The sequence below is a fragment of the Dactylosporangium aurantiacum genome (assembly GCF_000716715.1).
GTDB lineage: Bacteria > Actinomycetota > Actinomycetes > Mycobacteriales > Micromonosporaceae > Dactylosporangium > Dactylosporangium aurantiacum.
In genome coordinates this window covers 1-11,347 of record NZ_JNYJ01000097.1, presented here as the reverse complement: position 1 = coordinate 11,347, position 11,347 = coordinate 1, and the positions used below count along the sequence as shown (strand labels likewise).

General features: G+C 72.9%; 10 protein-coding genes. 5 read left to right on the top strand and 5 right to left on the bottom strand.

The genetic code is table 11. The features are described from left to right. On the bottom strand, positions 1–1,053 hold a 1,053-nt coding region (locus tag OP18_RS49815; RefSeq protein WP_245635809.1), incomplete at its 3' end, for a hypothetical protein. Positions 1,054–1,240: 187 nt separating this feature from the next. Beyond that, entirely contained in the window at positions 1,241–4,042 is a 2,802-nt protein-coding gene (locus OP18_RS49810; protein WP_052388558.1) for a GH92 family glycosyl hydrolase, read from the bottom strand. Positions 4,043–4,304: 262 nt separating this feature from the next. Between OP18_RS49810 and OP18_RS60145 the strand changes: the two genes are divergently transcribed. Together OP18_RS60145 and OP18_RS49800 are read left to right on the top strand one after the other, a co-directional pair. Then, complete coding sequence (locus OP18_RS60145; protein ID WP_033367700.1) at positions 4,305–5,081, top strand: hypothetical protein; 777 nt, start codon at positions 4,305–4,307, stop codon at positions 5,079–5,081. Between the two features lie 110 nt (positions 5,082–5,191). Next, a complete protein-coding gene (locus OP18_RS49800) occupies positions 5,192–6,019 on the top strand; it encodes a metallophosphoesterase family protein (protein ID WP_033367698.1) in 828 nt (275 codons plus the stop codon). A gap of 43 nt (positions 6,020–6,062) precedes the next feature. On the opposite strand, the gene OP18_RS49795 is transcribed toward OP18_RS49800, so the two are convergent. The 3 genes from OP18_RS49795 to OP18_RS49785 all read right to left on the bottom strand — a co-directional run bounded on the left by OP18_RS49795 (position 6,063) and on the right by OP18_RS49785 (position 8,727). Then, positions 6,063–6,965 (bottom strand): TIGR03619 family F420-dependent LLM class oxidoreductase, encoded by a 903-nt coding sequence (locus OP18_RS49795; RefSeq protein WP_162189945.1) that lies wholly within the window; start codon positions 6,963–6,965, stop codon positions 6,063–6,065. An 82-nt stretch (positions 6,966–7,047) separates the two neighbouring features. Then, positions 7,048–7,881: a S1 family peptidase gene (locus OP18_RS49790; RefSeq protein WP_033367693.1), complete on the bottom strand. Its 834-nt coding sequence runs from the start codon at positions 7,879–7,881 to the stop codon at positions 7,048–7,050. Positions 7,882–7,923: 42 nt separating this feature from the next. Continuing rightward, complete coding sequence (locus OP18_RS49785; RefSeq protein WP_033367691.1) at positions 7,924–8,727, bottom strand: DUF2470 domain-containing protein; 804 nt, start codon at positions 8,725–8,727, stop codon at positions 7,924–7,926. Between the two features lie 44 nt (positions 8,728–8,771). On the opposite strand from OP18_RS49785, the gene rpsD reads away from it, so the two are divergent. From rpsD to OP18_RS49770, 3 genes are read left to right on the top strand one after another with little or no spacing between them, the layout of a single operon-like run. Next, the gene (gene rpsD / locus OP18_RS49780; protein ID WP_033367689.1) at positions 8,772–9,380 is read left to right on the top strand and encodes a 30S ribosomal protein S4; all 609 of its coding nucleotides are present in this window, start codon (positions 8,772–8,774) and stop codon (positions 9,378–9,380) included. 18 nt (positions 9,381–9,398) lie between these two features. Further along, on the top strand, positions 9,399–10,553 hold the full coding sequence (gene solA, locus OP18_RS49775) for an N-methyl-L-tryptophan oxidase (RefSeq protein ID WP_033367687.1): 1,155 nt from the start codon (positions 9,399–9,401) through the stop codon (positions 10,551–10,553). A 6-nt stretch (positions 10,554–10,559) separates the two neighbouring features. Beyond that, positions 10,560–11,003, top strand: a complete 444-nt coding sequence (locus tag OP18_RS49770) for a hypothetical protein (RefSeq protein WP_033367685.1) — start codon at positions 10,560–10,562, stop codon at positions 11,001–11,003. The last annotated feature ends 344 nt before the right edge of the window (positions 11,004–11,347 follow it).

Here is an 11,347-nt window from a genome sequence, read left to right as displayed (position 1 = left end):
GCCGTTGCAGTCCCAGATCTGCAGCCGGTTGCCGTCCACGGCGTTGGAGCTGGGCACGTCGATGCACCGGTTGCTGCCCTGGCCGATGATCGGGCCGGCGGTGGTGGTGGAGCCGCACGGCGGGGCGGTGTCGAACGTGTCGGTGAAGGTGGTGCCGGCGGCGCGGTACGCGGCGGCCTGCGCGGTCGCCTGGGCCGGGGACAGCACCTGGTTGCGGGCGAAGAGGAACCAGTCGACCTGCTGGACGTAGGTGGACGTGCCGCCGGTGTGGGTGGCGGTGTCGATGAACCACAGGTTCCAGTTCACGGTCATCGTCTGGCGCGGGTAGAACTTGCCGGAGTGGTCGCCGACCAGGACACCGTCGATGTGGTACCTGACGTGCCCGCCGGAGACCTGGACGACCAGGTCGTGCCAGCCGTCGTAGCTGCGGCGCTGCTCGGAGTGGGTGTTGTCGGCGTACCACGGTTCGTTGCGGTACGTGTACCAGCTGGTCTGGTAGTTGATCGGGCCGGTCTCGCCCCAGCCGCCGTTGGGCAGGTACTCGGAGAAGTCCAGCTCACTGTAGGTGGGGTCGAGGTCGCCGTTGAGCGGGCTGATCGCGAAGAACGTCTCGTTGACGTGGTCGCCGTCGTTGCCGGACGTCGGCGTGTCGGCGAAGCGGATCCGGCTGGCGTAGGTGCCCTCGAAGTACCGCTTCTGTGCCGAGTACACCTCGGCCTGCCTGGTGCCGGCGCCGGTGCCGTCGGTCGACGCGGTCAGCTGCAGCACCTTCTGCCCGCCGGAGGTGGGGAACGTGATCTGCGCCGGCGACCAGGTGGCGCCGGGCACGCCGGGACCGCCGGCGTTGCCGCGGGGCACCCAGCCGTGGCCGGTGAAACCGGCGTCGGTGGACGAGGCGTAGTTGAAGTCGTCGAACACGTTGCCGCAGCTGTTCGCGGCCGCGCCGGCCTGGCCGGTGGTCGCGGCGGTGACCGCGACCGCGCCGAGCGCGGTCGCGAGGACCAGCGCGGCGGCGGCCAGCGCGGGGCGTGGCGGGACGGCTTTCACGGGCATGGCGGTGCCTCCTGGAGCATTCCGTTGGCGGTCGGAATTTTCATCGATGATCGATGTGCGTGAAAACTACGTCCATCACTGCGGCTGGGTCAACACCGGTCCGCCCGGCCACAGGCCGACACAAGGTCGCCATAAGGCCGCCATAAGGTGGCCGGCCCCGCCGGGTCGCGGGGCCGGCCCGGAGCCGTCAGTACACCTCGAACTCATAGATGCGCGTCGCGCCACCGGAGCCCTGCTCCGCCGCCAGGACGTTGACCCTCACGTAGCGGGCGGTGGCGGTGAACGGGTGCGACGAGACGCTGGCGGTGTTGCCGCGCACCTGCGCCACGGTGGTCCAGGCGCTGCCGTCGGTGGAGACCTGCAGGTCGAAGTCGCGGGTGTTCCACGACGTGCTCTCCCCGCCGGCACCGGCGTGGCGCAGGGTGACCGACCTGACGGCGGTGGCGGCGCCGAGGTCGACCTGCAGGTACTTCGTCGCGGCGGTCGAGCAGAACTTGTCGCTGGTGCCGCCGGAGACGCTGCCGTTGACGGCCTTGGCGGGGCCCTCGTTGGCGTTGCACGCGGCGGAGCCGGTGGCGGGCCGGTTCAGCGCGAGGTTGGGCGGGCCCGCGGCCACGTCGAACGACGGCGGGGCGTCCGCGGCGGCGCTGCCCCACGTGGTGGCCGTGGTCCCGACGGTGAACGCCAGGGTGCCGCCGTTGGCGACGAACGACTCGGGCAGCCACGCCCGGTTGGACGTGACCCCGTTGACGGTGAGCCCCTGCACGTAGGTCGCGGCGCCCGGCGCGGTGACGGTGATCGTCCTGCCGTTGCCCCGGTTGACGGTGACCTGCGGGAACAGCGGCGCCGACAGCAGCAGCTCGGCCCGGCCCGGGGTCAGCGGGTGCAGGCCGATCGCCGACCACACGTACCAGGCGGACATCGCCCCGAGGTCGTCCTGGCCGGGGATGCCCGACGGGGTCGGCGCCCACAGCGCGTTGAGGACCTGGCGGATCGTCTGCTGCGCCTTGTCGGGGCGGCCGGCGAAGTTGTAGAGCCACGGCACCCAGATCGACGGCTCGTTGTCCATCTCGGCCTTCGTGCCGCCGGCGTTCGTCAGGGCCCAGCTGCCGTCGCTGTTGTGGAAGAAGCTGTCCAGGCGGCTGACGGCGGTGGCGTTGCCGCCCATCCGGTCGAAGAGGCCGCGCACGTTGTGCGGGACCATCCAGGTGTACTGGGCGGCGCTGCCCTCCGCGAACCCCGCCGAGCTGGCCGGGTTGAACGACGGCCAGGTGCCGTTCTCGTTGCGGTCCTGGACGTAGCCGCCGTTGCCGGGGTTGTAGACGTTCTTCCAGTACTGCGCCCGGGCCAGGAACTGCTGCGCGGTGGTGGCGCTGCCGAGCCGCTGGGCCAGCTGTGAGACGCCGAAGTCGGCGACCGAGTCCTCGAGGGTCTCGCCGGCGCCGCCCCACGCGTTGCCGTTGGCGGGGACGTAGTTGACCGACAGCCACTTGTCCAGCGACGGCCGCTCGCCGACGACCATCACGTTCCAGCCGTCGCGGCTGAGGTCCGCCGCGGTGACGGTGGTCGCGGCGCGCACCATCGAGCTGAGCGCGCCGGCCGCGTCGAAGCCGGTGCCGCCGAACGCGTAGATGCTCGGCACCGCCGCGTGCGCCGGGTCGCCGGTCATCACGTGCGTGCCGCCCTGGTTGTGGGTCCAGCGGTCCCAGACCCCGCCGTTCTGGTTGGCCTGGTTGAGCAGCGACTGCGCGATGTCCGCGCCGACGTCCGGGCGCAGCAGCGTCACCAGCTGGACCTGCCCGCGGTACACGTCCCAGCCGGAGAAGTTGGCGTACTGCGCGTGCCCGGCCGCCGCCGTGTGCACCTGCTGGTCCATGCCCACGTACTGGCCGTTGACGTCGCTGAACACGTTCGGGTGCAGCAGCGCGTGGTACAGCGCGGTGTAGAACGTCTGCAGCTGCGCGGTCGTGCCGCCGCCCACGTCGATGCGGCCGAGCTCGGTGTTCCACGCGTCGGTGGCCCGCTGGCGCACCGTGTCGAAGCTGGTCCCGGCCGGGTTCTCGGCGGCGAGGTTCGCCTGCGCGTTGGCCTGGCTCACGTAGGAGATGCCGACCCGCACGCCGACGGTCGTGCCCTGGCTGAGGTCGAAGGTGACGTAGCCGCCGGAGCCGCGGCCGGCGACCGGCCAGCCGTCGGTGCCGTACGTGGTGCCGCCCGACGCGCTCGTCGTGCCGGGCCGCAGCGTGGTGTCCTGCCAGGTGCCGACGCTGCTGAACGGCTTGTCGAACACGGCGGTGAAGTGCAGCGTGTAGTAGCTGCGCCGGCCGACGGCGTTGATGTAGCCGCAGAAGTTGCCGCTGGTCACCGAGCCGCTGATGGTGCGGTTCGCGGCGTCGATGCTCACCTGCGCCGCGCTGCTGCCCACCTCGGAGCTGGCGGTGCGGATCAGCATCGAGGCGGTGCTGCCGGTCGGGTACGTGAACCGGCCCGAGCCGGTGCGGGTCGTGGCGGTCAGCTCCGTGGTGACCCCGGAGCCGAGCCGCACCCGGTAGTAGCCGGCGGTGGCGGTCTCGTCGGCGTGGGAGAAGCCGCTCGCGTACGTGGCGTCGGTGGTGTCCGCCGACGGCGAGGTGCCGACGGTGCCGACGTACGGCATGAAGGGGATGTCGCCGGAGCCGCCCGCGCAGCCGGTGCCCGACATGTGCGTGAGGCTGAACCCGCGGATCCGGGTGGTGTTGTACCCGTAGCCGCCGGGCCGCACGGTCCTGGTCTGGTTCCCGGCGGTGTTCTCCGGGCTCCACTGCACCATCCCGTACGGCGTGTCGGCGCCGGGGAAGGTCTCACCGCCGTTGGTGCCGACGAGGGTGTTGACGTAGCCGGCCGGGTTCGTGACCGCGAACGCCGGCGCGGCCGCGGCGAGCGGAGTCGCGGCGACGGCCGCCAGCAGCGCGACCGCGACGAGCGCCCGCCCGCCTCTGACTGTCCTCATAGTTCCTCCATCCATCCAAGGATGTGAAAACTATGGGCGTCAGTAGTAGCAGGTCAACGCCGCTGACATCGTTGGCACACTTTTTTCATGGCGGCCGATCGACGGGCCGGGTGCACGGATGGCCGCGATCTTGCGTTTGAGCGCTGTGTAGTTGGTCAAATACTCAAAGTGAAGATCGCGTGAGAACGAGACCAACGGGGGTTTCTACGAGATGGCTCAGTCACGGCAGCGTCTGAAAGGTGGCCGGCTCAAGACTCCGGTCGTGGTCGGCACGGCGGGGTTCCTCGTCGCGCTGACCGGCGGGCTCGTCCAGGCGGCGGGCGCGCACACCACGGGAGGTGACGCCACGGCCCGGGTCGCGGAGACGATGCCGCCGGTGGGCGACCCGAGCACCGCGGTCCCGCCCGATCCGTCGATGAGCGGGGGCCCGTTCTCGACGCCGGACCCGTGCTCGACGGACCCCGGCGCGACCGCCGGCCCGTACGGCAGCCCCGCACCCGGCACCACCGATCCGTACGGCAGCCCCGCACCCGGCACCACCGATCCGTACGGCAGCCCGGTGCCCGGCACGACCGATCCCTACGGCAACCCGGTGCCCGGTGGCACGGTCGACCCGGGGCTGCCCGGTGGCATGGGTGGCACGGCGGGTCCCGGCACGGGTGGCACCGTTGACCCGGGGCTGCCCGGTGGCATGGGTGGCACGGCCGGGCCCGGCACGGGTGGGACCGTCGACCCGGGCCTGCCCGGTGGGCTCGGCACGACCACCGACCCCGGCGCGCCCGGGTACCCGGGTGGCCAGCCGGGCGTCAGCGCCGCGGCGACACCCACCACGGTGGTGCCCGGCCCGACCGACCCGACCGGCGCGCTGCCGTCGGGCACCGGACCGGCGGTCATCATCCCGCCCGGCATGAACGGCTCCACGCCGATCGCGACGCCCAGCGACGGCATGACACCGGTGCCCGGCGCGTCGCCGTCGTGCGCCAGCGTGCCGGTGCCGATCCCGACCGACACGGTGGTGCCCATCCCCACCGTCGGCTGAGCGCACACCGGCAGCGGGGCCGCACCACACCGGTGCGGCCCCGCCCGCCGCCCGCGGGACGACCGTCCACTGGATCGGCGTCGGGCGATGGCAGCGGATAAGGTCCAACCGTGACCGGACGACTGCTGGCGATCAGTGATCTGCATGTGTCGTACCAAGAGAACCGGGAGATCGTCGAGCAGCTGAAGCCGACGCACGACGACGACTGGCTGATCGTGGCCGGCGACGTCGGGGAGAAGGTCGCCGACGTCACGTGGGCGCTGCGCACGCTGCGGGAGCGCTTCGCGAACCTGATCTGGGTGCCCGGCAACCACGAGCTGTGGACGACCCGCGACGACCCCGACCAGTCCCGCGGCGAGGAGCGGTACCAGCGGCTCGTGGCGGCGTGCCGCAACATCGGCGTCGTCACCCCGGAGGACCCCTACCCGGTGTGGGACGGCCCCGGCGGCCCGGTGATCGTGGCACCGCTCTTCGTGCTCTACGACTACTCGTGGTGGCCGGCGGGCACGTCGAGCACCGCGGAGGCCCTGGCGACCGCGCAGGCGGCCGGGATCGTCGGCACCGACGAGGTGCTGCTGCACTTCGACCCGTACGAGGGCCGCGACGCGTGGTGCCGGGCCAGGGTCGAGCTGACCGAGCCGCGGCTGGAGGCCGCCGCGCGGGAGCTGCCGACGGTGCTGGTCAACCACTTCCCGCTGGTGCGCCACCCCACCGACGTGCTGCGCTACCCGGAGTTCGCGCTGTGGTGCGGCACCGACCTGACCGCCGACTGGCCGACCCGGTTCCGGGCCCGCGAGGTCGTGTACGGCCACCTCCACATCCCCCGCACGACCTGGCAGGACGGCGTGCGGCACCAGGAGGTGTCGGTCGGCTACCCGCGGGAGTGGAGCCGCCGCCCGACACCGCCGGCCAGGCTCGTGCCGGTGCTGGAGCGCTGAGCCCGCCCGCGGCCGGTGTCGCGGGCGGGCGGGTCGCCGGCGCTCAGGTGAGCTTGTCCACCGCCGTCCGGAGCCGGTCCAGCAGGCGCAGCTCCAGGTCGAGGTCGGTCTGCCGGATGCTGGCGACGAGCACGGTGTCGACGCCGCTGCCCGAAAGGCCGGCGATGTCCGCGGCGATCTGCTCGGGCGCGCCGCCGAGGAACGGCCGGCCCTCGCCCATCGGCTCGTCGGTGAGCGGCACGTTGGCCCGGGCGACGACGGTGAGCGCCGCGGCGTCCCGGCCGGCCTCCGCGGCGAGCCGGCGGAACGTGGCCGCCGTCTCGGTCAGCTGCGCGGCGGAGAACGCGATCGGGTTGAGCCCGTCGGCGATCCGGGCCGCCCGCGCGATGCCGGCCGGCGTGGTCGAGCCGAACAGCACCGGGATCGGCCGCTGGACCGGCTTCGGGTTCACCTCCGCCGCCTCGATGCGGTAGAAGCGGCCCTCGTACTGCGTCGGGTCGGGCCCCCAGCAGGCGCGCATCGCCGCGACGACCTCGTCCATGCCGGCGCCCATGCGCTTCATCGGCACGTTGGCGGCCTCGAACTCCTGCGGCATCCAGCCCTGCCCGAGACCGGCGACGACCCGCCCGCCGCTGAACTGGTCGAGGGTGGCGAAGCGGCGGGCGAGCACGATCGGCGGGTGCAGCAGGGCGTCGATGACGCTCGTGCCGAGCTTGACGGTGTCGGTCATGCCGGCCACGTAGCTCAGCGTCTCGAGGGGCTCGTACGTCAGCCGGTACGTCTCGGGGATGCGGGCCGGTGGGGCGCCGAACATCGAGATCTCGGCCATCGGCCGCAGCAGCCGTTCGTAGGTCCACACGGAGTGGTACCCGAGGCGCTCGGCCTCCTTCGCGACCCGTGCGATGTTCGCCGGCCCCGCGAGGGCGCCGCCGGTGGGCAACTGCACGCCGAGCTGCATCCGCTTCCCCTGTTCGTAGATCGAAATCCCTTCACTGCAAACGTGGCACGGGGGAGCGGTGGCGCGCCAGTCAGTAGGGGGCCACGCCGTACGCGACCGCCGCCCGGCGGGCCGAGGAGTAGTAGGAGACGCCGCCGGTGGCGCAGTTGCCGCTGCCGCCCCAGTTCATGCCGATGCCGACGGTCCCGGCGAAGAGGGGGCCGCCGCTCTCACCGGGCTCGCTGCACACGGTCGTGCGGATCATGTTGTACACGGTGCCGCCGGCGTAGTTGATCGTGACGTTGAGCGCCGTGATCGTGCCGGTGCGCACGCCGTTCGGGCCGGTGCGCCGCACCGCCTGGCCCACCGTGCCGGCGCCGAACGAGGTGATCGGCTGCAGGCCGCCGGCGTACAGGTCGACCGCACTCGGCTTGGCGATGGTGGCGTTGGTGTACCGCACGAGCGCGGAGTCGTAGCTCGGGTCGCGCGCGGCGACGACGCCGAGGACGGTGCCCGTCCCGGTGCCCGCGTACACGGTGCCGCCGACCGCCGGGACGCAGTGCGCCGCGGCCAGGAAGAAGTAGGTCGCGCCGGCCCTGGCGTTGAAGCCGATCAGGCACCGCCCGCCGAGCGTGCCGGCGTTGAACGTGTCGCCGCCCGCGATGTGCGGCGCCAGGGTGCCCGGCTCGCGCAGCACCGTGCCGCCGGCCCTGGTCACGGCCCGGGTCAGGCCGGCGGCGACCGCCGGGCGGACCGAGTCGTCGACGCTGACCGTCAGCCGGCCGTCGTGCCACCAGGCCGTGCCGGGGGTCGCCGCGAAGGCCCGCACGGGTGCGGCGGTCGCCGTGCCCGATGCGGCCGCCGCGTCCGTCGCGGGCAGCAGGGTCGCCGCCGCCGCGAGGACGCCGAGAAGTGTCCGGCGCATGACTCCTCCATCCAGAAATGTAAATTTCTAGATGGTACCCGGTCAGTGCCCCGAGCGGTCGCGCTGGCCGCAGCGGGCCCGGGCGAGCAGCTCGTGCATGCGGGGCGCGGCGTCGGCGGCGGTGCGCAGCGGCGCGCTGAAGGGCAGCTGCACGTCGCGGTGCCGGCCGGCGAACTCCAGCCGCAGCACCACGCCGAAGCGGTCCATCCGGACGGGCACGACCCGGTGCACGCCGTGCAGGTGGTGCGGCGCGACCAGCCGGCACAGGCGCTCGACCGCCTCCGGGTGCGCGTCGGTGAGGTGGCACAGCAGGTCGGCCTCGTGCGTCGCCAGGGGGTCGGGGCGGGCCGCGGCGAACACGTCCGCCTCGACCTCGACCTCGCCGAGGACCGGGTCGAGCAGGGTCGCCGAGGCGAGCTCGAGGACGGCCCGCAGGTCGCCGCCGCCTTCGCCTTCGCCTTCGCCACTTTCGTGCCCTACGCCGCCGGCGGCGGAGAGCAGGTCGTCGGCGGCGGCGCCGGCGGGTTGGAGCCGGCCGTCGTCGCCGGCGGGTTGGAGCCAGCCGGCGAACGTCGCGCGGGAGCGGACCGGGCCGCCGGCGGGGCGCACCGGGGTCGGCGCGACGTCGGTGATCTCGATGACCGCGCCCAGGTCCGCCTCCGCCTCGACGAGCAGCGCGACGTGGCTGTCCGCGGGTAGCTCGACGACCACCCGCCCCGCGGCGTCGACGTGGTGGCGGCCGATCAGGTCGCACCGGTGGCCGGGGACGTGCAGCGTCAGGGACGACGCGGCGGCCAGCAGCGTGCGGAGCCGCTCCGCGGCGGTGGGGAGCTTGATCCCGGGCAAGTCGACCTCCTAAGGTTAGGCTTACCTTAGTTGAGAGGTGACGAATGAACCAGTCCCGGCCCAAGGTCCGGCTGTCCCGGGCGCTCGGCATGCCGCTGACCCCCAAGTGCGTGAAGTACTTCGAGCGCCGGCCCTTCCCGCCCGGCCAGCACGGCCGGGCCCGGCCGAAGCAGAGCGACTACAAGGTGCGGCTGCTGGAGAAGCAGCGGCTGAAGGCGCAGTACAACCTCCGCGAGAGCCAGCTGCGGGACGCCTTCGACCGCGCCGTGCGCCGGCCGGGCAAGACCGGCGAGGAGCTCATCGCCGACCTGGAGACCCGGCTCGACGCGCTGGTGCTGCGGGCCGGCTTCGCCCGCACCATCTACCAGGCCCGGCAGCTCGTCACCCACCAGCACCTGACCGTGAACGGCCGCCGGGTCGACCGGCCGTCGGCGCGGCTGCGGCCCGGGGACGTGATCGAGGTCGCCGAGCGCAGCCGGCGGAAGACCCCGTTCGTCGTCGCCGCGGCGGGGGCGCACGTGGGGGAGCGTTCGGCGCCGTACCTGAGCGTCGACGTGTCCGGGCTCACCGCCCGGCTGGTCCGCCTGCCGCTGCGCCGCGAGGTCCCCGTCGTCTGCGACGAGCAGCTCATCGTGGAGTTCTACAGCCGGTAGCCCTTACAGTGGCGAGCAGTGGAAACCTTTGACGTGATCGTGCTCGGGCTCGGCGGGATGGGCAGCTCGGCCGCCTACCATCTCGCCGCCCGCGGCCAGCGGGTGCTCGGCCTGGAGCGGCACGGACCGGCCCACGACCGGGGCACCAGCCACGGCGGGTCGCGCATCACCCGCCAGTCCTACTTCGAGGACCCCGCCTATGTGCCGCTGCTGTTGCGCGCGTACGAGCTGTGGGAGGCCCTCGGGCACGACTCCGGCCGCGACCTGATGGACCTGTGCGGCGGGCTGATGCTCGGCGCGCCCGACAGTCTCACGGTCGCCGGCAGCCGGCGCAGCTCCGAGCAGTGGGGGCTGCCGCACGAGATCCTCGACGCCGCCGAGATCCGCCGGCGGTTTCCCAACCTGGCCCCGCGACCGCACGAGATCGGCCTGTTCGAGCGCAAGGCCGGACTCGTGCGCCCCGAGGAGACGGTCCGCGCCAACCTCGACCTCGCCTCGGCGAAGGGCGCGACCTTGCGCTTCGAGGAGCCGGCGCTGTCCTGGACGTCCGGCCCCGGCGGCGTCTCGGTCCGCACCGCCCAGGGCACGTACCGCGCCGGCGAGCTGGTGATCTGCCCCGGGCCGTGGGCGCCGGAGCTGCTCGCCGACCTGGGCGTGCCCTTCAGCGTGGAGCGGCAGGCCCAGTACTGGTTCCAACCGGCGGGCGGGGTCGAGGCGTATCTGCCGGACCGCCAGCCGATCTTCATCTGGGAGGGCCCGCCCGGCACGCAGGTGTACGGCTTCCCCGCCCTGGACGGGCCGGACGGCGGGGTCAAGGTCGCGTTCTTCCGCGGCGGCGAGGTGACCACGCCCGAGACGATCGACCGGTCCATCCGCCCCGGGGAGATCGCCGCCGTCGCCGCGCACCTCGCCGACCGGGTGCCGGGCGTGGCCGGCCGCTTCCTGCGCGGCAAGACCTGCATGTACACCAACTCGCCGGACACCCACTTCGTGATCGGGCGGCACCCGGGGCACGCGCACGTCACGGTGGCGTGCGGGTTCTCGGGGCACGGGTTCAAGTTCGTGCCGGTGGTCGGGGAGATCCTGGCGGACCTGGCCCTGACCGGGCGGACCGGTCACCCGATCGGGCTGTTCGATCCGCTGCGTCCCCGCGACGCGGCCGCGTCCTCGTGACGTGCCGTGACGCCGACGCCGTCGCCTGAGCAGCTGCGGGACGAGACGTGCGTCGCATGTCCCGGGCAGCGGCTGCCGCTGGGCGCCTTCGACGTCGCGCCGCGGCCCTCGCCGCAGATCCCGTTCAGCGCGGAGCTCGGCTTCCGGGTGTCGGCGGCCACGGGCGTACCGACGTGCGTGCACGCCTTCCGGGTGGGGGTGCCGCCCGCGCCGTACGCCTCCGGGGGTGTGCCGCTGCCCACATCCACGGTGCCTCCGGAGCCCGCGCCCGAGGATCTGCGGTTGCCGGAGGACGCGACGCTGCTGGAGGCGTGGCTGCTCGCCCTCGTCCGGTCGGCGCCCGCGGACCGGCTGGCCGTCACCCTCGCGCGCGCCGAGCGGCTCGCCTCGCAACGCTTCCCACCTGCGCAGATCCTCGCCGCGATGCGGAGGATCCTCGGCGGTGGTTGACAGTGCCGCGGCCGGAGAGTAAGTTTGCACAGCCAGCACGAGCCGGGCGGATGGGTTGCACAGCGACCATCGGCCGGTGTGCGAGGCCAGCCGCAACTTTCACTCACCTGAGGGTGAGCGTCAGCGCGACTGTGTTCGGGCGATGCTAGCGAATCCCCTGGGAATCGCGATTTGGCGAAATCGACCGGATGGTTCTACAGTATTGAAGGCCCCGAGAGAGCGCCTCAACAAAGAGGCGGTTTCAAGGTGTGTGTTGGTTGTTTGAGAACTCAACAGGGTGCTTGTTAAGCCAGTGCCAATTGATTGACCCCGTGACACGCTTGTCGTGTCCGAGGATTCCTTTG